Genomic DNA, 25771 nt, shown 5'->3' on the forward strand with positions numbered 1-25771 from the left:
AAGTTATAGGTGTTTTACCCGACGTTTCACTTCTTCTTGTTTACCGACGTTAAACGGGCGTGCATCAGGGCTGCCTAAATAGCCACACACACGACGGGTTACCGAAACTTTGGTCGGCTCATGGTTACCACAACGTGGGCAAACAAACCCTTTGCTAGTACAGTCAAACTCGCCCGTAAAGCCACACTCATAACACTCATCAATTGGAGTATTCGTTCCGTAGTACGGCACGCGGTGATAGCTGTAATCCCACACGTTTTCCAGCGCTTCCACGTTACGTTGCATATTCGGGAATTCGCCATAACAGATGAAACCACCGCTCGAAATTTCCGGATACGGCATCTCGAAATCAATCTTGTCGTACGGGTTGACCTTTTTCTGCACATCCAAGTGGAAGCTGTTGGTGTAGTAACCTTTATCAGTTACCCCTTCTACCACGCCAAATTGTTTGGCATCGATACGGCAGAATCGGCTACACAAGTTTTCACTCGGCGTACCATACAAGCTGAATGCATAACCAGTTTCTTTCTTCCATTGCTCCACGGTATTGCGTAGATGTTGAATGATGTTGACCGCTTCTTCACGCAATTGAACATCATCATAAACATGCGTTTTCTGGCCAAACAGCGCAATGATGGTTTCATGCACACCAATGTAACCCAGTGAAATTGAGGCACGACCATGCTTGAAAATATCGGCAATGGAATCATTGGCTTTCAAACGCACCCCGCAGGCACCTTCCATGTAAAGAATAGGTGCTACACGAGCTTTCACGTTTTCTAAACGATTGATACGTGTATCCAGCGCACGACGAGCTAACTTCAATTTTTCATCGAGCAGCGCATAGAATTTCTTAACATCCCCTTTGGCTTTTAGGGCAATGCGTGGCAAGTTTAGGCTTACAACACCAAGGTTATTACGCCCTTCATGAATCAGCTCACCGTTTTCCTCATAAGGATTGAGGAAAGAGCGACATCCCATTGGGGTTTTGAATGAGCCGGTAATTTCTACCACTTTATCGTAGTTGAGAATATCAGGGTACATGCGCTTAGACGCGCACTCTAATGCCAGTTGCTTAATATCGTAATTGGGATCTTCGGCTTTATGGTTTAGGCCATCTTTAATGGCAAACACCAGTTTAGGGAATACGGCCGTTTTGCGATTTTTCCCCAGACCCGCAATCCGATTTTTCAGGATCGACTGCTGGATCAAGCGAGATTCCCAGCAAGTTCCCAAACCAAAACCAAACGTGACAAACGGAGTCTGTCCATTCGCGGTATGCAAGGTATTGACTTCATACTCAAGAGATTGGAATGCGTCATAACACTCTTTTTCGGTACGCGCTTTAGCAAATGCTTCTGGGTTACTGATCTCCCATTCACGAGCAATATCTAGATGCTTTTCATAGCTTGCCGTCACATAAGGAGCCAACACTTCATCAATTCGGTTGATCGTGGTGCCGCCATAAATGTGGCTTGCAACTTGTGCAATGATTTGCGCCGTGACGGCTGTTGCAGTCGAAATTGACTTAGGAGTATCAATTTCTGCATTCCCCATTTTAAAGCCATGGGTCAGCATGCCTTTAAGATCAATCAGCATGCAGTTAAACATGGGGAAAAATGGTGCGTAATCCAGATCGTGATAATGTATATCGCCCTCTTCGTGAGCTTGCACAACATCACGAGGAAGAATACGGGTTTTAGCGTAATGCTTAGCCACAATACCCGCCAGTAAATCACGCTGAGTCGGGATCACTTTGCCATCTTTGTTGGCGTTTTCATTGAGTAAATCCGCATTGCTTTCTTGGATCAAACCTTCGATTTCTCGAGTCAGTTTGCTCTGTTTCTCACGCGCAACATCACGGTCATGGCGATATTCGATGTATGAGCGGGCTAATGCTTTATATGGGCCTTGCATTAGCTCGTTTTCGACTAGCGTCTGGATTTCGGCAATATGTACCTCTTCGTAATCTCGCAACTTCAACTCAACCGCTAACGCAACATTCAATGCATAGATGGCGATGTCTTGATCTGCGTGCTCGGCAGCACTTTCCACAGCAGCTTGAATACGATCCCTGTTGAATGGCGCTTTTGAGCCATCACGTTTGATTACGATAGGTTTCACCTTTTCTCCTTACCCAGCATACCCACAGAGTTATCCACAAATACACTATATAGGGTTAATTATTCTGCGACTGACACTATATGTTGTGGCGTATTTAACGAAATGCATCAAGCAGGAGTATTGATTTAGATCAACAAAAACTGACCAACGGACAAGATCAATGCGATCTTATTGGTGAAGATCCCAAACCCGAAAGAAACCTTGAAAATAGCGATTTTTGTGATTTGAGTTACTGAACTGAAGAAAGCGTTATCAGAGGGATTGCTACTATTGAGCTACTGTAAAAAATGTATATTTAAACTGGGCAAACACACCGAGATTTAACGTCTTAGATACGGATTAAACTCTCATTTTTTAATGGTAAGTTCCCAGCGGGAACTTTTTGTACCTTATGTGTTTCCGGCAAAGTTTCTCATAGAGAAATAGAGCGCCTGTACAAGCGCGCTCTTTTTTCACCATTGCGTTGCTTTACAGCTGTACGTTAACTTTAGGGAAATCCACATCCGTTCCGACAACATGGTTGGCATAGTTTGTGAAAGTATTTGCACTCACTTGGGCCAAAACTTCAAATAGTAAGCCTTCATCAATACCTTGTGCTTGTGCTTCTACCCATTGTTCATCAGAGATAACACCACGCTGTTTCACAAGTGCTACCGCTAACTGTACCAAGGCATTATCTAGAGCATTGGATGCCATTCCTTGACGTGCAGCTAGGATTTGTTCATCCGATATACCTGCTCCACGACTGATCATAGTATGAGCGGATAGGCAGTATTGGCACGCATTCGCTTGACCAATTCCTAACGCAATCAGTTCACGTTGCTTAGCCGTTAGGCGACCGTGGCTGAGAGCTTCGCTAAATGCGAGATACGCGTTTAATACTGTTGATGAATGCGCAACCGTGGCATAGAGATTCGGAATCATGCCAATTTTTTGCTTGATCGCAGTCAGTGTTGCAGCAGCTTCACCTTGTGGGTTCGATACAGGAAGAATACGGCTCATAAATAAGATCCTTATTGATTGAGTGACTTGTGTGTTTCAGTGAATTAACGCTGTGCATATTGACACAATGGAAAATACGAATTATCACTAAACATCTACAAATTCATACAATACGTCTTATCTTATGGATGCACTCTCCACTCTCATACAACATGCAGCTCCCAAGGCTAGCTTATTTTTCTCCGGCAATCTTTGTCAAAGCTCGGTAAGCGAAGATCATTACAACGGGGGACAACTCCACTTATTACGCAGTGGTCAGCTGGCTCTCCATCAAGCAGGCAGCCCCACTTTGATGATTGATGAGCCTACTCTCATTGTTTACCCCCGAGGCCAGCATCATCGTTTACAACCGATGCATTTTAGTGGATGTGATTTAGTATGCGCTCGCTTGTCGTTTCGTGATTCTCCTCTCTTTCGCGCGCTGCCTGATGCATTGATCATTCCTCTTGCTCAGCTTGAGGGGCTAGCTCCAACTATCCATTTACTGTTTGACGAGGCTTTTTCTCAACGCTACGCCCACTCTGCTATTGTCGCGAGTTTATTGGATTTACTGCTATTGCTGTTGCTACGCCATTTGGTTGAGCACCATTTATGCCCATCAGGTTTATTGGCTGCGATGACCGATCCTAAACTTGCCAAAGCCATCGAAGCCATTCATGCGAACCCAGATACACCATGGACGATCGCGGACCTAGCTAAGCTTGCAGGGATGTCTCGATCACAATTTGCCGCGCGTTTTCATCACGTTATTGGTCAGCCACCATTAAGTTATGTGACTGAATCACGTTTACTACTGGCACAGCAATTATTACTTGCAGGGCAACCCGTTAAACTTATCGCCCTAGAAGTGGGCTACAGCGGTGGTGTGGCTTTTTCTCGCGCATTCGAACGTCAGTTTGGCTGCACTCCAACGCGTTGGTTACAGCAACAAAACCGAAATAAGCAGGAGTGATTGAGCCGTGAGAATCAACCGGCTCAATCATGTGTTTTCTTCTGTTATTGCGTTACTGAATGTCGAGTTTATTCAGTAACGAGGGATAACCCCAACCATTGTTGCCCACAACAACAGGCTCTCCAGTGAGGTACTCATACAACGTCGGTGCTAAAGAACCGTTTTGCTCTGATTGCAAGGCGGTAGCATTGCGCCCTATGGGTTTGCCCCAGAAACCTAAGAAGGCGTCTTTTTCCAAATAACTTTCACCAGCATGCCGGCCAGGTACTTTGGTGTTGTAGCCTAGCCCATCACGAGGAAATAGGTTGATCGTTCCGGCCCGATCTTCTTCATAAATCACCGCTAATTGATTCACCGAATCGGGACGAGGTGTAAAACGCGTCAGCATCCGCCACTCTGACTCATCACACCAGCTCGCTACATCACTCTCCTTCGCGCGATAAAGGCATTTATCCATCAAACGGGCAAATTCATTGAGATCCGTCGCATCCGGGGTGGGCAAATATGGGTTAAGTTGCTGCAATTGAAGTAATTGAGGCTTGCCTTGCACAGCGGAATAGAAACGTTTGTTGCCTGATTGGCGGATGAGTTCATCCAAACGTTTCCCCTCACGCATACCGATCACGCGCACCGTGCAATCTTCAAGCGTGCAAGCGCCTTCCCTTACTACCAAATAATCCAACGTTTCGCCTAAACGGGTAAGACTTTCATTGACGATATCAATCACTTTATCACCGCCTCTGGGTTGCCATTGAGTCAACTCGTTATAGACAGGTTGTGTTGTCCACCCCGCCGTGGCGTTAAAAAAGTCCAACATGAAGTTGCCACCAGCAGTGGAAGCCACCACCACATCCACGGCTTGATAACTCGGTGCATTTAACGCGTTCGTCAGCTTAGGGCCTTCGCCTTCATCGGAAGAGATTTTCTCGACCACAATCGAAATCCCCAGCTCCTCTTGTAATGGCACAAAAATCTGTTTTTCGGGATTTAATGAACCGTAGACTGGCGACAAACCATGATCACCCGCCATACCCCACAAGGTGCGATCGTAAACTCCCGCTTTTTGATAGGCAGCTTCCGTTGCTCTCAACCAGTAATCTAACCGATTTAATTCACCGGTTGGCATGATCACTTCATCACTGAACGGCCCTGTAAAATGCGCAAAATGATCAGGCCAAGGATTATAAATCAAGGTGTAATCTGGCATCCCATCGATATCTAGCTCGGCATATTTTTCTAATTGCTGTTCAATGCGTTGTTTTAAGGTGACGCGGGTTATCAATGCCCACTTGGGCGTATTTTGGTACGCCGAGATTTGCTCAATGAGCTTCGGTCTTAAGTTAGCCAAACGTTGTTCGACATCCGCTCGTTCGTTGAGCTCTCGTAAACAACGTTTTTCGCCAAAATCCCGTAATGTTTCTCCCGCCCCTAAGTTCACTAATCCATCGTAGGTAACATGGGCATTCCAATCATATTGAGCATTACAGTTCAGCGTTTTTAAATAATCGAGGCGATCAAACATCGTCTTTACACCACGTTCATTCACTAAGCGATCTAACTGCAAAGCGTCGTTACCAAAAAAGTAGTAAGCGCGATCTTCTTTACGATCCACAAAATGAAAATTCGGGATACCGGTTCCCCCCAACCCTGAGACTTTCGCACCGGTTTTTATAATCGGAAGATTCCTTACACTGATCGTTGGTGTTGAAGAAATGCCGACCTGCACAATACTCGATCGATAGTTCTGATAGAGCTGTTTGAAAAATGGTAAGTAATGAGGATCATGGTAAGGCTGCTCAGAGAGCAAGTGCATGAATCGGACCTGCTGTTCATGCTCTGGTTTTGTAAAATACGATGAATGGTTATGTTTAACTGCATCAACATGTTGTTGGTAAGCCACTTGAATGAATGGCTTTTTCGGATCCACCAAGCCTTCTAATAACCCCTGTTGCAAGCCATCCACAGTAATTTGAACAGCCAAACGACGCTGCTGTTGAGATTGCAAGAATGCGATCACTTGTTGAGGGTCATCACTCAACTGTTCCGTAAGCCACTCTTGTAAACGCTCAGTACGCTCTTTTTGATAGAGAAACTGGCGATAACCCTTTAAAACATTTAGACGCACAAAATCAATCAAGCTAACGGTGATCGCCTGTGCTTTATTATTCACTTTCTCGGCATTTTCCGGTTTAGCGTCTTCCAACACGCTTAACAGCGCATTTTTCATTTCGCCCTCGTCCATCCCATTGGCCGTTTGGCGCAAAATATCCACCACTTGAGGCTGAATTTTCGTAACTAATACTTGGTCAGCGGGTGTATCCGATAAGTATTGGTACTGTGCGGGCAGTCGTTTTAGATCGCGCCACTCACCAATCTGCACCAATGCATCATATAAACGCACCATAGTCGCAATGAATTGGCTATCAACTTTAATCCCTTCTTGATGAGCTTGGTCTTTATCATGTTGGTTTTGCTGTGTACTAAGCGCTTTATCAAGTGAAAATAGGCTGTGTTCAAAACCTTTCAACGCTTCATGGTCATACACTTTCGATACATATTGCTTAAATTCATCATCCGCCGACATTCCACTATAACGGTCGTAATACTGATAGAGAAAATAGCCAAGCGGAATTGCGTAAGATGGGTCAGAGATTTGTGCAATCACCCGAGCTTTGGTTTTAACATCTAGCGGAAGAGCCAAGATGTAGCTATCTAGCGTGACACCCGCAATAGTAAAGAGCGCAGTATCACGCGTTATCATCGTCGAATAACTCACCGAGTTCGTAATTTGGTGCTTAAAAACCTGGGCAGAGTTATAAACACTTCCCACAACAGGAAGGGATTCAACGGTAGCATTCACCGCAAAAGATAAACAACCTAGAGCGGCGATAACGGAGAGTGGTTTGCGTTGATAGGTAGCGGGCATATTTCTTCCTGCGTCAGAGAATGCTAGAGATTAAAGTTCAATATCTTGAAAACTACACATTTTTCCTTTGATAACACAATGAATCAATAGGTGTTTTTTAACTTTGACTCGATATCTCTTTATTGGATGAAACGGCTTTGTCGCTCTGAAAAATCTCCCTCAGCCCCCCACCATCACTGACTCAACCACCGTATTGTCTAGTGCCGAAGCAGGCAATGAAAAGACCTTTTAATCAATACATTGAAATGACTAGACCATCATTAGTGATTCGTCACTTGCAAATCAGCAACCTTAACTTGTCACTTTTAACACTTACGCAACACCAAGAGCTTTCCTATTGTTAATGTACTCACCTTGTCTTATTTAGGAAGATGCCATGAAAGTTCTAATTCAATTTGATCAAGCCGGTAGCTATAAAGACAGTTTTTGGGACGAGCCTGTGTTTCATGCAAAAGGAGAGCTGTTTCCAGTCACCCCAATCAGTGCCGTAGAGCTCATTGAAAACAGCCAAGCGCATTTATACATCGATGAAAATGGCGAGCTTGTCATCAGTTAGCACATATCATTGAAGTGTTGCTTACACAGCAAAGAGCATAAATTTAGGCTTTTGCCGATTATTTGATGAGATTCAAGATCGTTTTGAATTCGGAGGCTCGGCAATCTTGCACCAATTCATAAAGACACATCTCAACACCTGTCATCGGCACGCCTTGCTGAGACAGTTTATCTATCGCTAACGATTTATTCGCTTGGAGTCGAGATGAAGTGCAATCAATCACTAAATGTGGGTCGTAACCTAACTGTTTCAAATGACTGATAGTTTGATAAACACAAATGTGGGCTTCAATTCCAGCCACCAGCCAAGAAGTGCGCCCAGTCGCGGCTTTGTTGCGTAATTCGAGGGAACTAAATCAGAAACTTACGATCTGATCGGCTAAGTAAGTTAATTACCCTAGTCTCATGCCGAAACCTCGCTACAAAACAACGAACTGGAAACAGTACAACAAAGCCTTAATCAACCGTGGTTCACACACTTTCTGGATTGATGAAGAAGCCATTCGCCAGTGGAAGCAGAGTAAACAAGATAAACGCGGTAGACCTCGTCAGTTCAGCGACTTAGCCATTACCACTGCGCTTATGGTGAAACGAGTTTTCTCAATGCCGTTGAGAGCATTGCAAGGGTTTATCGATTCTGTTTTTTCATTGGCTAACGTCCCTATAGTCTGTCCACATTACAGTTGTATCAGTCGAAGATCTAAGCAAATCGAGGTTTCATTTAAACCAAAGACTAGAGGTGCAATACAACATCTAGCTATTGATGCGACGGGTCTCAAGGTTTATGGCGAAGGTGAATGGAAGGTCAAGAAGCATGGTACTGACGGGAAGCGTAGAGTCTGGAGAAAGTTGCATTTAGCGGTAGACACCGGCACTCACGAAATCGTCGCGGCAGAACTGAGTTTATCGAATGTTACCGATGCAGAAGTCCTTCCTAACTTGCTCAAGCAAACACGCCGAAGAATTATCGAGATATCTGGTGATGGCGCTTATGACACAAGGGATTGCCACGATGCCATACGGTTCAAGCGAGCTGTTCCACTCATCCCTCCAAGAGAAGGGGCAGCCTTCTGGGAGAATGGGCACCCTAGGAATTTAGCGGTAGGTTGCCAGAAGCTCTACGGCTCCAACAATAAGTGGAAAAAACGGTACGGCTATCATAAACGCTCACTATCAGAGACAGCAATGTATCGAGTGAAGCAGTTGTTAGGTGGGCGATTAAGTCTGAGAAACTACAATGCTCAGGTTGGTGAAACTTACGCCATGATTAGAGCATTGAACAAGCTTACAGGGCTTGGTATGCCTGAAACACAGTGTGTTGTATAAGAACTGCTCAATTGAAGGTGTTTTGGTTCTCTGACCGAATTGCGCAACAAAGCCATGGGCACAACAACTCAATGAGGCAATGACACTGAAATTTACAGCGACAGACAGATTGCCGTTTCATTAGGCAGCGAAAAACAATGCCTAATTGCTGACAGACTTTAAGCCCATAAGTAAAGGCACCAAACTGCTCAAAGCGACTTGAGCCAACAAGACTAACCTCACGCAGACTCAACAACACAATGAGGCAATCACTGCGATTTTTCAGCGCCAGATACATTGCAACTTCATTAGGCAGCGAAAAACAATATTGAATTGCCGACAAAACATGAACGAAATGCCAAAGGAATCGACAACCACAAACTACTGATTTTTATGGATTAAGCATAACGCCCGCCTAAGGGGCTGGCAACGCATTACAACTAAACTCAAACACAACAGCCGTAACCACCGCGGCTCAATGGGACTGGAAACGCCACGCGTTGACAGTACCTCTTGAGGCGTTTGTTATGCGATTTTTCAAAGCGTGCTCTTAAGCCTCTGATCAAGCTCCCATAAAGCTATTTTGTTTGAGTCATATTTCAAAAGTTCACTCGCTTCTTGAAAGCCACACCAACGAAAATTTGTATGCTCATTTGATAACTAAGGCTCAGCAGACACTCGAACTGAAAAAGAATATTCCGGTACTACAAACCGATGATTAGTCCAATTCTCATGGTCCGCATAGTACACTTTGGGAAGCATACACATTGAGTCCAATTGCTGCCAATCGCAGCCAATTAAACTAGTTTCTTCTTGAAGTTCACGCTTTGCTGCCTCAAGAATAGATTCACTATCTTCACCACCGCCTGAAATAGCTTGCCATACGCCATTATCACTTCGTTGGCCGATTAAGTATCGAGGTTGTTGTTCGAGAATTTGATACGGAAAAACTAATACTTGAAATGGTGCTCTCATTGTTCTCTTCCTCGAATCGCATAACGCCCGCTTAAGGGGCAGCCAACACCACTACTAACTTTCCGTATAACACCGTAATCACATAAACCAACGCATAGTAAAAATGCCACGCGTTGGCTGTCCCTCTTAAAGCGTTTGTTATGAGCGTGCCAATTAGAACCACATTACACTGTAAATTCAACCTTATAGCTCACATTGATGCATATCCATTGGGCAAATTTTTGCCTGTGAACTTTTGGAGTTATGATAGAGCAACTTATAAAACGTCAGAGAAAGAACATGCCCATATACGATATTTTTGATAAGACAAAACTCTATCGCTGCCCTTTTTGGAAAGACCCCATTACTTGTACTTGCTCGTCATGTCACATGCGTCGGGAATGGGAAAAAAGCTCTGCGGCATTGAAAGCCGCTGAAGCCCGTAACTTTGCACCACTAGGCTCTTCTGTGCCAAGTGTTCAATCGTTACTAAAGCCTGAACCTATCCAAGAAACAACACGAGAAAAAGTTGAGCGTCAGCGTAAAGAGCGACAAGAACAATCAGAAAAAGATTGGGCAAAGCTTCAAGACCAACAAAAGAATAAAGAAGAATTTATGTTGGGCTGGATGCAAAACACCGTTACTCAACCACAAGCGCAACTTTGGACGGACTTATTTACTGCTGAAACCAGTGAAGACCAGAAGCAATTTATTAAACAATGCAATGTTCACCTCAATAATCCCGTCAGAGAAGGGGAAATTGTCATTGTGCCCACCACCAAACCGACTAGTGAGCAAGAGAAGAAAGCACTCGCTGATTTACAAGAAGACGCACAAGCAGCAAGTACCGAGCTAGCCAAATTAACCGATGAACAAGTAGCAACAGTAAACCGACACTTAGAACTGTTGGATTATTATGCAAATCAAGCGTTTGCCAAAATTAAGCAAGATGGCCTACCCAGTGACTATTACGCTTATGCTTCTTTGGGTGTAGGCATGGCGACAGCTGGTGTTGAACAACGGTTAAAGAATATCAGTGATGTATTACTTGAGATTAATGACCTATACGCCTCTCAAGTGGCCATGGCGAGCAGAACTGGCGGCATCAATTACGGGCCTTTTGTAGCCGAACGCGCAGAGCTTTTTAAAAAGCTAGATGGTTCATTTGCGGGTTTATCTAAACGCAGTGTCAAGTTACCGATTTACACACAAGTAAAACGCAACCTAAAGCTGTCAACAAAATCAGTCATTCACAACGCCGATGAAATTCTTAAGACAGGTTTTGTTAAAAACCTCGGGAAACGTATTGCTAACGTGTCTATAGGCATAACAGCAGCAAAAGGCGTTGGTTACGTTGGATTGGTTCTTGGCGCAGCAAGTGGTGCGAATAACATTTACGAGGCTTGCAAAGTAGATAGCACAGGGAATTGTGGGCAAGTATCAACGAGAGAAGTTGCAGGGTTTATTGGGGGAACTTATCTAGGAAGCAAATTGGGAGCATTAGCGGTAGGCACAACGCTACTTGTACTAGGAACAGCTTCTGCTCCGGTTGTTGCGATAGCCTCTGTTGGAGCATTTGTTGCTGGTGGTGCAATAGGGGGAATTGTCGGAACTACAGTCGGTAAAGAAGCTGGGGATATTGCCTACTCAGTGTACGAATGGATTGTGGAGTAATTTATGTCAACAGCTTCATGGTGGGAACTTTTAATTATGATCCCCGCAGCCACATTTGGAGCATATGCCCTTATTTGGTCTATTCCTGGTGTAATATTTGGTGCAATACTTTCTCTTGGAGATCCCCAACGAATTGTATGGATCGACAAACAATTATCCAAGAATGTTGATAAGCTTCATTCGAATTATCAATGCATGATGTCATATAACATAATGTCACGTTTTGTTGACTATTGTATTGCTTACCCATTTATTCGCCATCGTATAACTTCTGATTCATTAAAATTTAAAATTTTCATGTGGTTTAATTCCTTAGGTTTTTGGTGTTGGATAGGGTTAATTATTTTAGGATTACTCGCCAAAACGTTAGGAATAATTGATTTTTGACGCTTATCAGGAGTGAGTATTCATCGTTGGATACTCACTCCTATCAAATTTTTCCTTAAGCTCATAATGCCCGCCTAAGGGGCTGGCAACGCACTACCACAAAACTCAAACACAACAACCGTAACCACCGCGGCTCAATGGGACTGGAAACGCCACGCGTTGACAGTCCCTCTTGAGGCGTTTGTTAGCTTCGTAGCCTATTGTTTAACAATGATTTTTTAAACACATTTACTTGAAAGGCATTTTACGCAAAAGCATCATACAAACACACGTCCAAAGCCAAAAGCTGTGAAGTTGGCTGCCAAAACTTAAAACGATCTAGGCTAAGTTGGCCACGGTTAAGAGTCCGCGACAAAGAAAACCAGATCACAGCGATGATGCAGCCTTTTGTGAAACCAAACTTGTCGTGTGGAACATTCAACAACCTTGAAGCATCGAGGCTTGTGGGTTTTCAGCGGCTTTGAACCTGCTGAACTTTCAACACTTTCTACCAAATCGGCATCAGAAACACTCGAAAGCCAAGTTGTGAAATTTGAATGCTAAAAGCTGAATTTTCACAACAAATGAGCTTGGATTTTGATGATTTTTGCTTCAAGAAGCTAACGCCCGCCTAAGGGCGCTGACAACGCATACCACTAAACTCAACCACAACAACCGAAACCAACGCGGCTCAATGGGACTGGAAACGCCACGCGTTGACAGTCCCTCTTGAGGCGTTTGTTAGCCGTTTTTTTCAAACCTACTGTTTCGTAAGCATTAACCGACGCAAATCTCGCTCCGCACGCATAACAAAAAGAATACGAATCTTTGCATCATCATACTTGTAGAAAACACGACACGGATTTACAACGACTTCACGATAATTGAGGTGTTCTAGTTCTGGAGGGACGCGCCCAGACTCTGGAAAATCGGCCAAACGTTCAACTTTTGTAAAAACGGTTTGCACCAGTTGTTTAGCAGCCACGACATTTTCAAGCGCGATGTATTCAGCAATATCATTCAGGTCGGATAGAGCCGGCTCCGTCCAAATTATTTCAACCATTTTGACATTCTGTCCTTAGCATCTTGATGGCTGACCACTTTACCATCCGCTAAAGCTCGCTCTCCGCGAGCAATACCTTCCAGGATCGCTAAACGATTTTGCATAAATTCATAGTCGTCTACATCAATAAGGTAAGCTGACGGTTTTCCGTGCTCAGTTATCAATACTGGCTCTTTCGTATCATGAAGATCGGCAAGGATCTTAGTGGCCTGACGTTTTAGTGACGTCACAAGTTCTACTTTCATTTGAGCTGCTCCAAAGAAATACTGAAGTGATACTATTCTATCACTCTAAGCATAGCAAGCTTTCAAACGGCTAACGCCCGATTAAGCAGTGAGCAACGCCTAAACCAACTTAACGCATAGCAACGTAACCACTCATGCCAAGCATAACGATAATGCTATGCGTTGCGAATCTGTCTTGAATCGATTGTTAGGTCACGACCAAATTAGTCTAACATGTCTCGTTAAGTATTGATTATCAAATGGAATTGAAGATGTAGACAAAAATCGAAGCCGAAGTATTTGTCATAGCTCTACCTTGAGGCGCTTGCGGGCGTCACTCTTCAATCGTGCCCCGATTAAGGTGCGCACGCAAGCGCCTCAAGAGTATCATAGAAATGACTAATATTCGTCTTTTTTGCCTTCTTTCTTCTATGCCCTATTTGCTCTTCCATACTCTCTCGACATCGTCTTACATTGTTCATGTGATCCCGTCGTGACCTAACGCCCGCCTAAGGGGCTGGCAACGCATACCACTAAACCCAAACACAACAACTGCAACCACCGCGGCTCAATGGGACTGGAAACGCCACGCGTTGACAGTCCCTCTTGAGGCGTTTGTTAGTTTCGTAGTTCATTGTTTAAAAATGACTTTTTTAACACATTTGCTTGAAAGTAATTTTACGCAAAAGCATCAAGCAAACACACGTCCAACGCCAAAAGCTGTGAAGTTGGCTGCCAAGATTTAAAACGATCAAGGTTAAGTTGGCCACGAGAGTCCGCGACAAAGAAAGCAAGATCACAGCGATGATGAAGCCCTTTGTGCAACTAAGCTGACCGTGCTAAATATCCAACAACGTTGAAGCTTCGAGACTTGTTGGTTTTCAGCGACTTTGAACCAACTGAACTTTCAACACTTTCTACCAAATCAGCATCAGTCAAAACTCAAAAGCTAAATTGTGCAACTTGTACGCTTAAAGCTGATTTTTCAGAAAGTTGAACCTGAGCGTTTGATGATTTTTCTAGATAGAAACTAACGCCCGCCTAAGGGGCTGGCAACGCACTACCACCAAACTCAAACACAACAACCGTAACCACCTCGGCTAAATGGGACTGGAAACGCCACGCGTTGACAGTCCCTCTTGAGGCGTTTTTGTTATACGAAATTACGACTTGAACCCCAATGCAGCATCGATAAGTTTTACCATTAGCTCCTTTGACACACCGTTAGTGTCGCGTTCAGGCATATATTCAACAAACTCAGCCCCAATGAACTTGTTACTCGAGGCAATTGAATGAACCAAGTACAGGGACTCTCTTGCGGTTAAACCGCCAACATTCGGCGTAGCACATGCACGGAATAGAGAACCATCTAAAGCATCGTAATCGAATGACAAATAAATACCGTCATATTCATTCTCTAACTTTTCCAGTAAAGTCCGAACTACAACATTAAACCCTTGTTGTTCAATGCACATCATGTCGATATTGGTCATGTTGAGCTGTTTTATAAGCTGATGTTCACATTGCATTAAATCTCGGACACCCACATAGAAAACATTGTGAGGCTGTAAAGCTATCTCCGAAGGAATTGACCAACCGTTATGAGCATATTGGTTCATCAATAACGCTAGGGGCTTACCGTGCAAATTACTGTCGAGTGTATTGTTGCAATCTGCGTGAGCATCAACCCAAACAATCGCAATTTTTTGACCTTTATCCTTTTGATAATGACTAAGGACTGCTTGAACGGTTCCAACTGCTATCGAATGGTCGCCACCGATTGTTATAGGGAGGCGATTATTTGTATAACTCGCCAACACTTTTGTCTTGAGATGATGCGCGTAAACTCGCAATGCTTCATCTTTACTACCACCGGAAATTAAAGAATGTACCTCATCGGTGACTTCAACATCGCCTCGGTCAATAATGTCGGCACCCCATCTATCATTCCTGACTTGAATCCAGTCCGTAAGGCCTACCCATGACATTTCATCCATTCGTCGCAGACCATCAACCGTATTGTCTTGAGTTGTCACAAAACCCAGTTGATTGAAAGGTGCTCCGATTATGTCGAAATGTCTTTTCATGTGTACTCCTGTACTTACTTAATTTCGTATAACGCCCGCCTAAGGGGCTGGCAACGCATTACCACCAAACACAAGCACAACAACTGCAACCACCGCGGCTCATTGGGACTGGAAACGCCACGCGTTGACAGTCCCTCTTGAGGCGTTTGTTATATGCCATTTTTACCACTATAATCAATGCGCACTTAAAATACGCACGGAGTAACTTCATGAGAACCACGTTTAGTACACAAGCCCCCAAAAAGGCTACCAATCTTAGCTTAAACAGTGAGTTACTTGCTGAAGCTAAACGCCTTAACATCAATCTATCCGCTACGATGGAAAAAGCCTTAGAAAAAGAAGTTTCCTCTAGATTGAAAGCTGAATGGCTAGAACAAAATGCCGAAGCCATTGAAGCTTGCAACGAACTTACTGAGAAAAATGGCCTTTTTTCTGATTCATACCGAGTATTCTGATGTCTCAATTTACCCTTTACGAAAATCTCGACAAAAGTACGTCTACCGCTTATCCCTATTTTGTTGACGTACAAAGTGAGCTGCTCAGTACGCTCAATACTCGATTGGTGATCCCACTTACACCACTTGATTTACTAGAAAAGAAAGCACCAAGCCATTTGTGTCCAACGATCCATATTGAACAAGGCGACTTTGTCATTCTTACTCAACAAATGGCAAGCGTACCAACCAAAATATTAGTTGAGCCAGTCGCCGACTTAAGCACTTTCAGAGATGAGATTATCGCTGCTATCGACTTTTTGATTACTGGCATATAACGCCCGCTTAAGGGGCAAACAACGCTACTACCAAGCTTCCGCAATACACCGTAATCACAAAAACCAACGCATAGTGAAAATGCCGCGCGTTGGCTGTCCCTCTTGAAGCGTTTGTTATGCGCCTTGCCTTGAAAGTCATTTAATACCATAATTAGGTACTTCTTGGTACTTTTGAGGATGAAATTTATGGCTAAGAACACAAGTATTACCCTTGGTGAACACTTTGATGGTTTTATCACAAACCAAATTCAAAGTGGGCGTTATGGCTCTGCAAGTGAAGTCATTCGCTCAGCTTTGCGTTTACTCGAAAACCAAGAGACTAAACTGCAGACTCTCCGTCAACTACTTGTTGAAGGTGAACAAAGTGGTGACGCTGATTATGACCTTGATAGTTTCATCAATGAACTTGATAGTGAAACTAATCGATGAAACCATTTAATCTTACAACTGCAGCCAAAACCGATTTGCGTGATATCGCTTTATTCACTCAACGCCGTTGGGGCAAAGAGCAGAGAAACATCTACTTAAAGCAATTTGACGATTCATTTTGGCTTTTGGCTGAAAATCCCGACATCGGCAAATCATGTGATGAAATTCGAGATGGTTACCGTAAATTTCCTCAAGGTAGCCATGTGATTTTTTATCAGCAAACGGGCAGCCAACAGATTAGAGTCGTCCGTATTTTACATAAGAGCATGGATGTTAATCCGATCTTTGGCGCATAACGCCCGCCTAAAAGGCGGGCAACGCATACCACAAAACCCAAACACAACAACTGCAACCACCGCGGCTCAATGGGACTGGAAACGCTACGCGTTGACAGTCCCTCTTGAGGCGTTTGTTAGCTTCGTAGCCTATTGTTTCAAAATAACTTTTAAACACCTTTGCTTGAAAGTGATTTTACGCAAAAGCATCAAGCAAACACACGTCCAACACCAAAAGCTGTGAAGTTGGCTGCCAAAACTCAAAACGCTCAAGGCTAAGTTGGCCACGGTTAAGAGTCGGCGACAAAGAAAGCAAGATCACAGCGATGAGGCAGCCTTTTGTGAAACCAAACTTGCTGTGTGGAACATCCAACAACCTTGAAGCATCGAGGCTTGTTGGTTTTCAGCGGCTTTGAAACTGCGGAACTTCCAACACTTTCTACCAAATCAGCATCTAGCAAAATTCAAATGCCAAATTGTGCAATTTGAACACTAAAAGCTGATTTTTCAGAACAAGAAGTTGGGATTTGGATGATTTTAGCCTTTAAGAAGCTAACGCCCGCTTAAGGGGCTGACAACGCTACTACCAAGTATCCGCATAACACCGTAACCACAAAAACCAACGCATAATAAAAATGCCGCGCGTTGGAAGTCCCTCTTGAAGCGTTTGTTAAGTTTCTTTTGCTACGTGAGCATAAAAGACATCCCGTAGTTCGCAACATGGTTCTTCGTGTTCAGCAACGGTTACCCAGCCGCAAGAGTCACAGTAAACAGTATACGATTTGCACTTCAAACACCGCCCTACTGAACCCATAGAGAACTTACCAAATTGACGAATGCCTAACCCATGATTCCAACAGAGTAACCCAGGAACAGACCGCCCAATTTCATAGCTTTCAATACAATGAGAACAAATGTCTGATACACGCCCATATGACTCCACAGCAAAGGATGCACTGTAAGCTTCTTGCCAATCTAAATGTTCAAGTTTAATTCTATCGCCAAACTCACGGACTCTTTTAGGCACTGAAGAAGTGAAGCCATTGGAAGATATTAATACACCAAAATGAGCTCCAACATCATTCATCATACTCATAAAGGATTCAGCAGCTTTAACATCTATCGGTTTATCATAATGCTTACACTCAACGATCGTTCGAATAGAACCTTGCTCAATCAAAACGTCTATTTGACGTGATCTTTCAGAATACTCACCTCTAATCCGCGAGTCACCTAATACCGTCACATTCGGTTCTGAGTGCTCATCATGCAAAATTTTAGTTATCAGCCATTCATATTGTTTCCAATCCGGAATTTGTTTAGTTGTCATATGACCTCGACTAGAAACTTAACGCCCGCCTAAGGGGCTGGCAACGCATTACCACTAAACTCAAAAACAACAACCGTAACCACCGCGACTCAATGGGACTGGAAACGCCGCGCGTTAACAGTCCCGCTTGAGGCGTTTGTTAGTTTGCTTTCACCCAAATCGTGCGATTTAATCATTTTAAACACTTCGCACCATGAGCTATACTCTTTCAAACTATGAGTGAGGAGCCTAGTTATGCACACACTAACAGCAAATGATGCTAAACGAAATTTTGGTGAACTTCTTCTAAGCGCTCAGCGCGAACCTGTCATCATCAGCAAAAACAGTAAGAATACTGTCGTTGTCATGTCCATTAAGGACTTTGAAGAACTTGAAGCCATGAAACTCGATTATCTCAAACACTGCTTTGAGTCTGCTCAGAAAGACTTAGATAGTGGCAAAACCGTTGACGGTGCCGCTTTTCTAAACACCCTTTGATTGAGCGTTTACCTCAATATGCAAAATAAACAATATAAGCTCAGCCAATTAGCCCAAGAGCACTTACTCAAGATTAAACACTACACCATTGAAAATTTCGCTGAAGCGCAGTGGCAAAAATATAAGTCGACCTTGCTTTCAGGTTTCCAAACTCTAGCGGATAACCCAGAACTAGGAAAAAACTGTGAAGATATTTACCAAAATGGTTTTTACTTTCCAGTTGGGAAACACATGGCTTATTACACCAAAGAAGCAGACTTCATTCTCATTGTTGCAGTATTAGGGCAATCACAACTACCCCAAAAACATCTCAAACAGTCACGCTTTGTTTCTTAGTCTCCGATTGCAAACTAACGCCCGCTTAAGGGGCAGCCAACGCTACTACTAACTTTCCGCATAACACCGTAACCACAAAAACCAACGCATAGTAAAAATGCCACGCGTTGGCTGTCCCTCTTGAAGCGTTTGTTATGTTTTTACTGATACACGACCTTAAAGTGTTCTAAAACCAATAACATATCCTCAATTGGCTCTATACCTAAAGTTTCACATTCACGTGAGAAAAATTTCCAATGAGCCTTACGCCACCATTCTAGCGATTTGTCGCCCTCACCCTCACTTGCCGCAAACTCTTCCGTCACTTCGTTGAATCGACAACTTGAGACAGATGTTATCTCAATTATACAAATTGGTTCACCATCCCAGTTTGTGACCACTTGAAGGTGGCCAACTATAGGTAATACTTCACTTTCGTGGCTATACCAGTATTCCATGCTGCATGATGCACGCTTCTCGCCACGTAGAATTAAATCAGCACATAGATTTGCGTTATATTCATCTGCGCAAAAGTAATCCGAACTAAATGATGTATATTTTTTAGACTCTTCATTAGGCTTTGTTGCGTAAATCGATGGAACTAAATCAATAGCTTACGATCTGATCGGCTACATTCATTCACTCTGTAGCCTCATGCCGAAACCACGTTACAAAACAAACAACTGGAAACAATACAATCAAGATCTCATCAATCGTGGTTCTCTGACTTTTTGAATTGACGAAGAAGCGATAAGTGAGTGGAAACAAGGGAAGCAGAACAAGCGTGGGAGACCTCGTGTTTTCAGTGATTTAGCCATCACTACTGCTTTGATGGTAAAGCGTATCTTTTCCATGCCACTGCGTGCTTCGCAAGGCTTTATGGATTCCGTTTTTCAACTTGCCCAACTCCCACTGCGCTGCCCACACTACAGTTGTATCAGTCGTCGAGCCAAAGACGTTAACGTGAGTTTCAAAACAAAAACCAAAGGACCGATTCAGCACCTTGCTATCGATGCTACTGGCCTCAAGGTTTATGGTGAGGGTGAGTGGAAAGTCAAAAAACATGGCACGGATGGTAAACGCAGAGTGTGGCGAAAATTACATCTCGCAGTAGATACGAGTACACACGAAATTATTGCCGCAGAGTTGAGCTTATCTTCGGTCACTGATGCAGAGGTGCTGCCAAACTTGCTCAAGCAAACACGGCGAAAAATCCTTGAGATATCAGGCGATGGTGCTTATGACACAAGGGGTTGCCACGCAGCAATCCGCATTAAACGAGCGATAGCGCTCATCCCTCCACGAGAAGGCGCAGCATTCTGGGAGCGAGGTCATCCAAGAAACTTAGCGGTGGGTTGTCAAAAGTTATACGGTTCGAATAAACATTGGAAAGAGCGGTATGGCTACCACAAGCGTTCACTATCAGAGACGGCGATGTATCGCGTGAAACAGTTGCTTGGTGGACGATTAAGTCTAAGAAATTACAACGCACAAGTTGGTGAAACTTACGCGATGATCAAAGCGTTAAATAAGATAACAGTGTAGTGGTCAACTAAAATTGGCCACGGTTTTAGAGTTTTCCCAATACAATCGTTCTGACTCATTGGGTGTCAAGCCACCGTTATACTGATGGGGCCTGAGCTGGCTATAATATCCAATAATGTAGCGGATGATCTCTTGTTGAGCCTCTGCAAAGCTACGATAACCTACCGTTGGAAGCCATTCCGTTTTCAAGCTTCTAAAGAAGCGCTCCATAGGCGCATTATCCCAGCAATTTCCTCGGCGAGATAAACTTTGTTTTATTTGAAAACGCCACAGTAACTGACGGTATTGACGACTCGTATAGTGACTGCCTTGATCACTGTGGAACATGACGCCTTTAGGCTTTCCACGAGACTCATAAGCCATCGAAAGCGCTTTGCTTGTTAATCGTGTATCAGGTGATACTGACATTGCCCAACCAATCACTTTTCGAGCAAAAAGGTCGATGACTACCGCTAAATACATCCAACGATTTCCCGTCCAAATATAGGTCAAGTCACCCACCCAGACTTCATTTGGTGCCGTGACAGCAAACTGACGATCTAAGTGATTCGGGACTTCAATATGCTCTTGTGAGGCTTTACGGTAAAGATGTTTTGGGACTTGGCAACTTACTAATCCCAGCGTTTTCATCAGCTTTGCTGCTCGGTAACGACTCAGACTCACGCCTTGGTTTGTTACGATATCGGCAATGGTTCTTGCTCCCGCAGAACCATTGCTTGCCGCATAAGCTTCGCTAATCAAACTGCGAAGTTTTACGGTTTCCGCCTTTATTTCTGTTGGCCGTTTCAGCCAATAGTTATAACTGCTTCGATGAACATTGAAGACTTCGCATAATGTTTTTATGCTGTGGCTCTGCTTGAGTTTCTTGATCATCAAGAATTGTTCAGTGAGTCCGACATCAAGAGAGCCGTGGCTTTTTTTAATATTTCATTATGCTCTTCAAGACGAGCGAGCTTCTTTTTTAATTCACGAATTTCAATTTGCTCAGGCGTCATTGGTGACGCTTTAGGTGCTTTGCCTTGGCGCTCTAGTTTTAATTGGCGAACCCACTTATCCATCGTAGATTTACCTACATTCATGGCTTGAGCCGCTTCAGTCACTGAGTAGTTTTGATCGAGCACTAATTGTGCCGCTTCCAGTTTGAATTCGGCACTAAATAGCCGTCTTGTTCGTTTTGTCAAAATGTCATCTATTAACTTATGAGATGATGATATCACCTCTAATTAAGTGACCAAATTCACCGTACCACTACAAATCATACCCTACCAATATTGGAGATTTAGAGCACTCATTTGCCACATGTCCAGCTGTAACAAAAAACTTTCGGTCGTCGATAAATAAAAATACGCACGAACCAATTAATTCCGGTTTAGAGCTACTATTTTCAATTAAAACAGGAAAATTATATATGATCCGCCCCAGCAGTTTTGGACACTGAGTTAAGTGAGTACAATCACTAACGAGGTGAACAATGACAACTAAGAAAACTAGAATTAAACATTCCCCTGAATTTAAAGCAGAAGCCCTGAAGTTAGCAGATAAAGTGGGAGTAGCTGCGACAGCAAGACAGCTTTCTTTACACGAATCTCAAATCTACGGGTGGCGGAAGAACTCGAAGAAAGACACCAGTACTAGTCAGCGAGAGCAAGAGCTAGCCGCAGAGGTTGCCAAGCTCAAAAGGCAGTTGGCTGAGCAAGCAGAAGAGCTAGAAATTGTAAAAAAGGCCGCCACCTACTTCGCGAAGAATCTAAAGTAGATTGCTACGAGTTTATGCTCGAACACCTGCTGTGCTTCAGTATAGTGCGTATGGCTAAGGTGTTCGGGATATCCCGAAGTGGGTTTTATTACTGGATTAAGCATCGACACAACGCCATCCAACGTGAGGCTATTCGCCAACAGCTTGATACAAAAGTTAAAGAAGCTTTCGCCAACAGCAAAGGCCGAGATGGCTCAAGGCGTATCCAAAAAGAACTGTCTGAGAGCGGTGATAGCTACAATGTTAAAACCATTGCTGCCAGTATGAAGCGTCAAGATTTAACGCCGAAAGCGGCACGCAAGTTTAAGTGCACTACGGACAGCAAGCATCAAATGCCTGTTGCTCCAAACCTGTTGGCTCAGAACTTTAGCGCATCTGCTCCGAATGAAAAATGGGCTGGAGACATCACCTATATAGCGACAAGCGAAGGCTGGCTGTACTTGGCGGTAATTATTGACCTTTACTCAAGACAAGTAATTGGATGGTCTATGGATACCAGAATGACGGCTACGCTGGTCTGTGATGCGCTATCAATGGCGATGTTCCGTCGCGGATTCCCCGAGCAGGTTATCGTTCATAGTGATCGAGGTAGTCAGTACTGCTCAAAAGATTATCGAGATCTCATAACTGCTTATAATCTAGAACAAAGTATGAGTAGGAAAGGAAATTGCTGGGACAATGCTTGTGTTGAGAGCTTCTTCCATTCTATGAAAGTGGAAGCGATCCAATATGAGCCGATTATGACGAGAGACCAGATGCGCCAAACGATCTTCGAGTATATAGAGGTTGATTATAATCGGATGAGAAGGCACAGTGCTCTTGGGTATCTAAGCCCAGTTAACTTTGAACAACAAAATGTCGCTTAATGAAGTGTCCAGTCTGGCTGGAGCAGATCAGACAACGCATTACCACTAAACTCAAACACAACAACTGCAACCACCACGGCTCAATGGGACTGGAAACGCCGCGCGTTGACAGTCCCTCTTGAGGCGTTTGTTATATGCGTTTTTCAACACAATAAGCATACAAATCCAGCGCAACCTTGATAGCCTCTTGGACTGCTGGAAATGAAGCTTCGAACGTTTCAATAATAGGGTCTATGCTTGGGACTTTGACCTCGACAATAACTGACTTTCCAGATTGCCTGACCACTAATGGATAGGCATTGAAATCGTTGAAGATGAGTGATAACTCTTCATACCTTTCCGCTTGAGCCAAAAACATAATTTTCACCGCATCACCATAAATTTGATGAACAATCGGCATCTTTTTCTCTACACCAAAAGGGTAAAAATTAATCCAAGTATGCCCTTCTGCTCTTGGTTTACTTTTTTCTGGCCGAAGCTCTGGATGATATTCAGAAACGTAGTCTAAATACTTTCTGGCATATTCTGTCATCGCTATAGAAACGCATGAAACATATCCTCTTCTTTGCTTTTCAACTGCAGAAGTCAGGACATTAGCACGATAATTACTACGTGCACTATTCTTGGACTTTAAGTAGCCAATAATGTCTTCATATGCAATTTCACAGTCATATGGCTCTATATTTCTTTCTAGATAGGCCAGAGGAGCTAATATGCATGTTCTGAAATCTTCCCAATATCCTTGCTCTTTACCTTTATGACCTCGAAGCTGATATCTCTCACCTTGTTCAGGTTGAGCGTCTGCATCAATTTTATTTTCTATCAAAAGAGCTTCAACAACTCCATTGTCAGATTGGAATTTAAAAATAAGATCTGACTCCCCCAAAGTAGCGTCAGAAACTGAATGCCACACTCCGAGTGATTTTACAGTGGTAGCCTCTCCCAGAGCTTTGTAAACAAACCAATTTGCAAAGCTAGGTGATACTTGTAACTCTTCAATCAATAGGAGATCAATGTCTCTTTCTGTCACATTACGAAATGAGTTCAAACTATCCATTTTGCCTCACTAGCATATAACGCCGCGTTAAGGGGTGAATGCCGCACAAACCAAGTTTCCGCAAACCACTTTCACCCCCAAAACCAACCGCATACCAAAAATGCCACGCGGCATGAATCCCTCTTAAACGCCTTGTTATATTTTAGTTGCCTAAGTTCATATTGGCTTGACTTTTAATATCGTCAATCAGATTTGAATCAAATGAAACGCCCTGTAGTCGCCACGCTGAACCAACTCTATACACTTGTAGTTCAAAGCGAAGTGGCTGCCGATCGTAACCAACCAAGTAGATTAAATGTGCGTAATGTTCACCTACTTTTTTTTCAACTATTAACTCGTGAAAATGATACTTACCCACCAAGCCATCCAAGCTAGCTAGTTGGTTTTTTAAGTTTAACACTTGATCCGAATTGCCTGATATCCATTGATTAGTGCCATATAAGTACTCAATAGCTTCGTTATGCTTTCCATCTTTGAGCATTGCAAAAAATGTTTCCGGAATTTTTCCATAATCATCAGCAAAGACGAACGTAGGCATTAACAGCATGATCACCAAAATAATTTTTTTCATATACAACTTCTCCATAAGAATATAACGCCCGCCTAAGGGGCTGACAACGCATAACAACCAAACTCAATCACAACAACCGTAACCACCGCGGCTCATTGGGACTGGAAACGCCACGCGTTGACAGTCCCTCTTGAGGCGTTTGTTAGTTTGCGTGCCAAAGTGACACAAAGATTGCTTATTGAACACTTTAACGTCACAATGCCCATGTGACAGTTTGACACAAAAGGAGATAAAACTATGGCAACGACTTTGCCTCGCATCACCGCTAGAGTTGATGTCGATACTCAAGATTTACTCACTAAGGCTGCTGCTCTTGCTGGCATGTCTAGTATTAACTCATTTGTTTTGAATGCGGCAATCGAAAAAGCAAAACAAGTCATTGAACGTGAGCAAGCTCTAAAGCTTAGCCAAGCTGATGCCGTATTGCTGATGGAAGCTCTTGATAATCCAGCGGTAGCAAATGCAAAACTCAAATTGGCATCCGAACGTTATGAGAGCAAAACTCAATGATGAATGCGGTACTTCTCGATAAAGATAAGCACGATAGGAACCGTTTCAATTGTGGCACTGAATCCCTCAACAATTACTTAAAAGTAATGGCGAGTCAGCAAGCCAAAAAAGACAACACCAGAACCTTCGTTTTGGAAGATGACAATATCAGTGCTTATATCATCGGCTTTTACACTCTGACTATGACACCCATTGATTTGAAAGCCTTGCCCGACAAGTTACAAAAGAAGCACCAATCCTCAACCTCTGGAGGGCTCATTGCTCGTTTAGCTGTCGACGATAGATACAAAGGAAAAGGTTTTGGTGAGTGGCTACTCATTGACGCTCTCAGAAAGCTACTCGCAGCCAGTGACAGCGTAGCGTTCCCTGTTGTTATCGTTGATGCCAAAGATGGTGCAAAACATTTCTATGAGCGCTATGGGTTTCAAGCGTTTCAAGATGCCGAAAACAAACTCTTCATCACCATTGCTGATATCAGAGCAAGCTTAGGCTAGTTATCCACTACCTTTAGCAAACTAACGCCCTGTTAAGGGGTGAGCAGCGCAATACCGAAGTTGCCGCATGCCACCTTAAACACTAAAACCAACGCATAGTAAAAATGCTACGCGTTGCGAATCCCTCTTAAACAGTTTGTTA

The 25771-nt window shown here is 43.5% G+C and carries 29 protein-coding genes and 5 pseudogenes; 15 read left to right on the top strand and 19 right to left on the bottom strand.

The genetic code is table 11. The features are described 5' to 3' along the window. Nucleotides 1-3: 3 nt before the first annotated feature. A complete protein-coding gene (nrdD, locus tag MKA69_RS16370) occupies nt 4-2124 on the bottom strand; it encodes an anaerobic ribonucleoside-triphosphate reductase (RefSeq protein WP_055030489.1) in 2121 nt (706 codons plus the stop codon). Between the two features lie 468 nt (nt 2125-2592). After that, entirely contained in the window at nt 2593-3126 is a 534-nt protein-coding gene (locus MKA69_RS16375; RefSeq protein ID WP_000086836.1) for a carboxymuconolactone decarboxylase family protein, read from the bottom strand. 124 nt (nt 3127-3250) lie between these two features. Between MKA69_RS16375 and MKA69_RS16380 the strand changes: the two genes are divergently transcribed. Next, nucleotides 3251-4078: an AraC family transcriptional regulator gene (locus tag MKA69_RS16380; RefSeq protein WP_055035566.1), complete on the top strand. Its 828-nt coding sequence runs from the start codon at nt 3251-3253 to the stop codon at nt 4076-4078. 52 nt (nt 4079-4130) lie between these two features. Here the strand turns inward: MKA69_RS16380 and MKA69_RS16385 are convergent, their stop codons facing one another. Further along, nucleotides 4131-6908 (bottom strand): alkaline phosphatase family protein, encoded by a 2778-nt coding sequence (locus MKA69_RS16385; RefSeq protein WP_305848644.1) that lies wholly within the window; start codon nt 6906-6908, stop codon nt 4131-4133. Between the two features lie 472 nt (nt 6909-7380). Between MKA69_RS16385 and MKA69_RS16390 the strand changes: the two genes are divergently transcribed. Beyond that, complete coding sequence (locus MKA69_RS16390) at nt 7381-7560, top strand: hypothetical protein (RefSeq protein ID WP_055030486.1); 180 nt, start codon at nt 7381-7383, stop codon at nt 7558-7560. A gap of 58 nt (nt 7561-7618) precedes the next feature. Here MKA69_RS16390 and MKA69_RS16395 read toward each other — a convergent pair. After that, a pseudogene (locus tag MKA69_RS16395) lies at nt 7619-7882 on the bottom strand (isochorismatase family protein); the annotation flags it as partial. Nucleotides 7883-7964: 82 nt separating this feature from the next. On the opposite strand from MKA69_RS16395, the gene MKA69_RS16400 reads away from it, so the two are divergent. After that, the gene (locus MKA69_RS16400; protein ID WP_305848503.1) at nt 7965-8885 is read left to right on the top strand and encodes an IS5-like element ISVpa3 family transposase; all 921 of its coding nucleotides are present in this window, start codon (nt 7965-7967) and stop codon (nt 8883-8885) included. A 7-nt stretch (nt 8886-8892) separates the two neighbouring features. On the opposite strand, the gene MKA69_RS16405 is transcribed toward MKA69_RS16400, so the two are convergent. Beyond that, nucleotides 8893-9162, bottom strand: a complete 270-nt coding sequence (locus MKA69_RS16405) for a DUF3709 domain-containing protein (RefSeq protein ID WP_305848504.1) — start codon at nt 9160-9162, stop codon at nt 8893-8895. A gap of 239 nt (nt 9163-9401) precedes the next feature. Next, nucleotides 9402-9839 (bottom strand): annotated as a pseudogene (locus MKA69_RS16410) (NUDIX pyrophosphatase). A 369-nt stretch (nt 9840-10208) separates the two neighbouring features. Between MKA69_RS16410 and MKA69_RS16415 the strand changes: the two are divergent. Both MKA69_RS16415 and MKA69_RS16420 read left to right on the top strand, forming a co-directional pair. Continuing rightward, nucleotides 10209-11492: a hypothetical protein gene (locus MKA69_RS16415; protein ID WP_305848645.1), complete on the top strand. Its 1284-nt coding sequence runs from the start codon at nt 10209-10211 to the stop codon at nt 11490-11492. A 3-nt stretch (nt 11493-11495) separates the two neighbouring features. Continuing rightward, entirely contained in the window at nt 11496-11879 is a 384-nt protein-coding gene (locus MKA69_RS16420) for a hypothetical protein (protein WP_071187971.1), read from the top strand. A gap of 244 nt (nt 11880-12123) precedes the next feature. Here MKA69_RS16420 and MKA69_RS18250 read toward each other — a convergent pair whose 3' ends face one another. The 6 genes and pseudogenes from MKA69_RS18250 to MKA69_RS16455 all read right to left on the bottom strand — a co-directional run bounded on the left by MKA69_RS18250 (nt 12124) and on the right by MKA69_RS16455 (nt 15232). After that, complete coding sequence (locus MKA69_RS18250; RefSeq protein ID WP_095463003.1) at nt 12124-12303, bottom strand: DUF645 family protein; 180 nt, start codon at nt 12301-12303, stop codon at nt 12124-12126. Nucleotides 12304-12618: 315 nt separating this feature from the next. After that, on the bottom strand, nt 12619-12921 hold the full coding sequence (locus MKA69_RS16435) for a type II toxin-antitoxin system RelE/ParE family toxin (protein WP_305848505.1): 303 nt from the start codon (nt 12919-12921) through the stop codon (nt 12619-12621). Then, the gene (locus MKA69_RS16440) at nt 12909-13166 is read right to left on the bottom strand and encodes a type II toxin-antitoxin system Phd/YefM family antitoxin (RefSeq protein WP_000861987.1); all 258 of its coding nucleotides are present in this window, start codon (nt 13164-13166) and stop codon (nt 12909-12911) included. Before MKA69_RS16440 ends, MKA69_RS16435 begins: the two co-directional genes overlap by 13 nt. 657 nt (nt 13167-13823) lie before the next feature. Beyond that, nucleotides 13824-13874: pseudogene (locus MKA69_RS16445) on the bottom strand (DUF645 family protein); the annotation flags it as partial. Nucleotides 13875-13891: 17 nt separating this feature from the next. Next, nucleotides 13892-13945: pseudogene (locus MKA69_RS16450) on the bottom strand (hypothetical protein); the annotation flags it as partial. 363 nt (nt 13946-14308) lie between these two features. Then, on the bottom strand, nt 14309-15232 hold the full coding sequence (locus MKA69_RS16455; RefSeq protein WP_305848506.1) for an arginase family protein: 924 nt from the start codon (nt 15230-15232) through the stop codon (nt 14309-14311). A 209-nt stretch (nt 15233-15441) separates the two neighbouring features. Here MKA69_RS16455 and MKA69_RS16460 point away from each other — a divergent pair, with 209 nt between their 5' ends. From MKA69_RS16460 to MKA69_RS16475, 4 genes are all read left to right on the top strand, one after another. After that, nucleotides 15442-15687, top strand: coding sequence for a type II toxin-antitoxin system CcdA family antitoxin (locus MKA69_RS16460; RefSeq protein WP_001260802.1), 246 nt, complete (start codon nt 15442-15444; stop codon nt 15685-15687). Next, nucleotides 15687-16004: a CcdB family protein gene (locus MKA69_RS16465; RefSeq protein WP_000077453.1), complete on the top strand. Its 318-nt coding sequence runs from the start codon at nt 15687-15689 to the stop codon at nt 16002-16004. Before MKA69_RS16460 ends, MKA69_RS16465 begins: the two co-directional genes overlap by 1 nt. 186 nt (nt 16005-16190) lie before the next feature. Next, the gene (locus MKA69_RS16470; protein WP_002044787.1) at nt 16191-16433 is read left to right on the top strand and encodes a type II toxin-antitoxin system ParD family antitoxin; all 243 of its coding nucleotides are present in this window, start codon (nt 16191-16193) and stop codon (nt 16431-16433) included. Beyond that, on the top strand, nt 16430-16729 hold the full coding sequence (locus MKA69_RS16475) for a type II toxin-antitoxin system RelE/ParE family toxin (protein ID WP_000802131.1): 300 nt from the start codon (nt 16430-16432) through the stop codon (nt 16727-16729). The genes MKA69_RS16470 and MKA69_RS16475 overlap by 4 nt, the downstream gene beginning before the upstream one ends. 175 nt (nt 16730-16904) lie before the next feature. Here the strand turns inward: MKA69_RS16475 and MKA69_RS16480 are convergent, their stop codons facing one another. Next, nucleotides 16905-17084: a DUF645 family protein gene (locus tag MKA69_RS16480; RefSeq protein WP_305848507.1), complete on the bottom strand. Its 180-nt coding sequence runs from the start codon at nt 17082-17084 to the stop codon at nt 16905-16907. 294 nt (nt 17085-17378) lie between these two features. After that, the gene (locus MKA69_RS16485; protein WP_044128105.1) at nt 17379-18038 is read right to left on the bottom strand and encodes a restriction endonuclease; all 660 of its coding nucleotides are present in this window, start codon (nt 18036-18038) and stop codon (nt 17379-17381) included. 234 nt (nt 18039-18272) lie between these two features. On the opposite strand from MKA69_RS16485, the gene MKA69_RS16490 reads away from it, so the two are divergent. Both MKA69_RS16490 and MKA69_RS16495 read left to right on the top strand, forming a co-directional pair. Next, nucleotides 18273-18515, top strand: a complete 243-nt coding sequence (locus MKA69_RS16490; protein WP_000557291.1) for a type II toxin-antitoxin system Phd/YefM family antitoxin — start codon at nt 18273-18275, stop codon at nt 18513-18515. Nucleotides 18516-18533: 18 nt separating this feature from the next. Further along, nucleotides 18534-18851: a type II toxin-antitoxin system RelE/ParE family toxin gene (locus MKA69_RS16495; RefSeq protein WP_053044963.1), complete on the top strand. Its 318-nt coding sequence runs from the start codon at nt 18534-18536 to the stop codon at nt 18849-18851. 140 nt (nt 18852-18991) lie between these two features. Here the strand turns inward: MKA69_RS16495 and MKA69_RS16500 are convergent, their stop codons facing one another. Continuing rightward, complete coding sequence (locus tag MKA69_RS16500; RefSeq protein ID WP_305848646.1) at nt 18992-19441, bottom strand: ASCH domain-containing protein; 450 nt, start codon at nt 19439-19441, stop codon at nt 18992-18994. 43 nt (nt 19442-19484) lie between these two features. Here MKA69_RS16500 and MKA69_RS16505 point away from each other — a divergent pair. Further along, nucleotides 19485-20375, top strand: a pseudogene (locus tag MKA69_RS16505) (IS5-like element ISVch8 family transposase). 3 nt (nt 20376-20378) lie between these two features. Here MKA69_RS16505 and MKA69_RS16510 read toward each other — a convergent pair. Further along, nucleotides 20379-21592, bottom strand: a protein-coding gene (locus tag MKA69_RS16510; protein WP_371131876.1) for an IS3 family transposase whose coding sequence is annotated in 2 segments (ribosomal slippage) — nt 20379-21298 and nt 21298-21592 — 1215 coding nt in all. Because the reading frame shifts where the segments join, the coding sequence is not laid out codon by codon here. Between the two features lie 254 nt (nt 21593-21846). Between MKA69_RS16510 and MKA69_RS16515 the strand changes: the two genes are divergently transcribed. Continuing rightward, nucleotides 21847-22997, top strand: a protein-coding gene (locus tag MKA69_RS16515) for an IS3 family transposase (protein ID WP_305847673.1) whose coding sequence is annotated in 2 segments (ribosomal slippage) — nt 21847-22090 and nt 22090-22997 — 1152 coding nt in all. Because the reading frame shifts where the segments join, the coding sequence is not laid out codon by codon here. Between the two features lie 130 nt (nt 22998-23127). Here MKA69_RS16515 and MKA69_RS16520 read toward each other — a convergent pair. From MKA69_RS16520 to MKA69_RS16525, 3 genes are read right to left on the bottom strand one after another with little or no spacing between them, the layout of a single operon-like run. Further along, complete coding sequence (locus MKA69_RS16520) at nt 23128-24054, bottom strand: PD-(D/E)XK nuclease superfamily protein (RefSeq protein ID WP_305848509.1); 927 nt, start codon at nt 24052-24054, stop codon at nt 23128-23130. Then, nucleotides 24047-24193 carry a DUF3265 domain-containing protein gene (locus MKA69_RS18255; protein ID WP_371131884.1) on the bottom strand — a complete coding sequence of 49 codons (147 nt, stop codon included), beginning with the start codon at nt 24191-24193 and terminating at the stop codon, nt 24047-24049. The genes MKA69_RS16520 and MKA69_RS18255 overlap by 8 nt, the downstream gene beginning before the upstream one ends. A gap of 3 nt (nt 24194-24196) precedes the next feature. After that, nucleotides 24197-24625 (bottom strand): hypothetical protein, encoded by a 429-nt coding sequence (locus tag MKA69_RS16525; RefSeq protein WP_005527046.1) that lies wholly within the window; start codon nt 24623-24625, stop codon nt 24197-24199. Nucleotides 24626-24862: 237 nt separating this feature from the next. Between MKA69_RS16525 and MKA69_RS16530 the strand changes: the two genes are divergently transcribed. Continuing rightward, entirely contained in the window at nt 24863-25135 is a 273-nt protein-coding gene (locus tag MKA69_RS16530) for a DUF1778 domain-containing protein (RefSeq protein ID WP_000246254.1), read from the top strand. Beyond that, a complete protein-coding gene (locus tag MKA69_RS16535; RefSeq protein ID WP_305848510.1) occupies nt 25132-25629 on the top strand; it encodes a GNAT family N-acetyltransferase in 498 nt (165 codons plus the stop codon). The genes MKA69_RS16530 and MKA69_RS16535 overlap by 4 nt, the downstream gene beginning before the upstream one ends. Nucleotides 25630-25771 lie beyond the last annotated feature (142 nt).

The sequence above is a fragment of the Vibrio sp. AH4 genome, assembly GCF_030710545.1.
Classification (GTDB): Bacteria; Pseudomonadota; Gammaproteobacteria; order Enterobacterales; family Vibrionaceae; genus Vibrio; species Vibrio metoecus.

Bases quoted from the DNA above. Each gene is read 5' to 3' on its own strand.
- MKA69_RS16470 (WP_002044787.1), top strand. From the start codon at position 16,191: ATGGCTAAGAACACAAGTATTACCCTTGGTGAACACTTTGATGGTTTT.
- MKA69_RS16530 (WP_000246254.1), top strand. From the start codon at position 24,863: ATGGCAACGACTTTGCCTCGCATCACCGCTAGAGTTGATGTCGATACT.
- MKA69_RS16460 (WP_001260802.1), top strand. From the start codon at position 15,442: ATGAGAACCACGTTTAGTACACAAGCCCCCAAAAAGGCTACCAATCTT.
- MKA69_RS16525 (WP_005527046.1), bottom strand. From the start codon at position 24,625: ATGAAAAAAATTATTTTGGTGATCATGCTGTTAATGCCTACGTTCGTC.
- MKA69_RS16520 (WP_305848509.1), bottom strand. From the start codon at position 24,054: ATGGATAGTTTGAACTCATTTCGTAATGTGACAGAAAGAGACATTGAT.
- MKA69_RS16495 (WP_053044963.1), top strand. From the start codon at position 18,534: ATGCAAAATAAACAATATAAGCTCAGCCAATTAGCCCAAGAGCACTTA.
- MKA69_RS16485 (WP_044128105.1), bottom strand. From the start codon at position 18,038: ATGACAACTAAACAAATTCCGGATTGGAAACAATATGAATGGCTGATA.
- MKA69_RS16405 (WP_305848504.1), bottom strand. From the start codon at position 9,162: ATGTATCTGGCGCTGAAAAATCGCAGTGATTGCCTCATTGTGTTGTTG.
- MKA69_RS16380 (WP_055035566.1), top strand. From the start codon at position 3,251: ATGGATGCACTCTCCACTCTCATACAACATGCAGCTCCCAAGGCTAGC.
- MKA69_RS16465 (WP_000077453.1), top strand. From the start codon at position 15,687: ATGTCTCAATTTACCCTTTACGAAAATCTCGACAAAAGTACGTCTACC.
- MKA69_RS16440 (WP_000861987.1), bottom strand. From the start codon at position 13,166: ATGAAAGTAGAACTTGTGACGTCACTAAAACGTCAGGCCACTAAGATC.
- MKA69_RS16415 (WP_305848645.1), top strand. From the start codon at position 10,209: ATGCGTCGGGAATGGGAAAAAAGCTCTGCGGCATTGAAAGCCGCTGAA.
- MKA69_RS16420 (WP_071187971.1), top strand. From the start codon at position 11,496: ATGTCAACAGCTTCATGGTGGGAACTTTTAATTATGATCCCCGCAGCC.
- MKA69_RS16435 (WP_305848505.1), bottom strand. From the start codon at position 12,921: ATGGTTGAAATAATTTGGACGGAGCCGGCTCTATCCGACCTGAATGAT.
- MKA69_RS16400 (WP_305848503.1), top strand. From the start codon at position 7,965: ATGCCGAAACCTCGCTACAAAACAACGAACTGGAAACAGTACAACAAA.
- MKA69_RS16475 (WP_000802131.1), top strand. From the start codon at position 16,430: ATGAAACCATTTAATCTTACAACTGCAGCCAAAACCGATTTGCGTGAT.
- MKA69_RS16490 (WP_000557291.1), top strand. From the start codon at position 18,273: ATGCACACACTAACAGCAAATGATGCTAAACGAAATTTTGGTGAACTT.
- MKA69_RS16535 (WP_305848510.1), top strand. From the start codon at position 25,132: ATGATGAATGCGGTACTTCTCGATAAAGATAAGCACGATAGGAACCGT.
- MKA69_RS16455 (WP_305848506.1), bottom strand. From the start codon at position 15,232: ATGAAAAGACATTTCGACATAATCGGAGCACCTTTCAATCAACTGGGT.
- MKA69_RS16375 (WP_000086836.1), bottom strand. From the start codon at position 3,126: ATGAGCCGTATTCTTCCTGTATCGAACCCACAAGGTGAAGCTGCTGCA.
- MKA69_RS16390 (WP_055030486.1), top strand. From the start codon at position 7,381: ATGAAAGTTCTAATTCAATTTGATCAAGCCGGTAGCTATAAAGACAGT.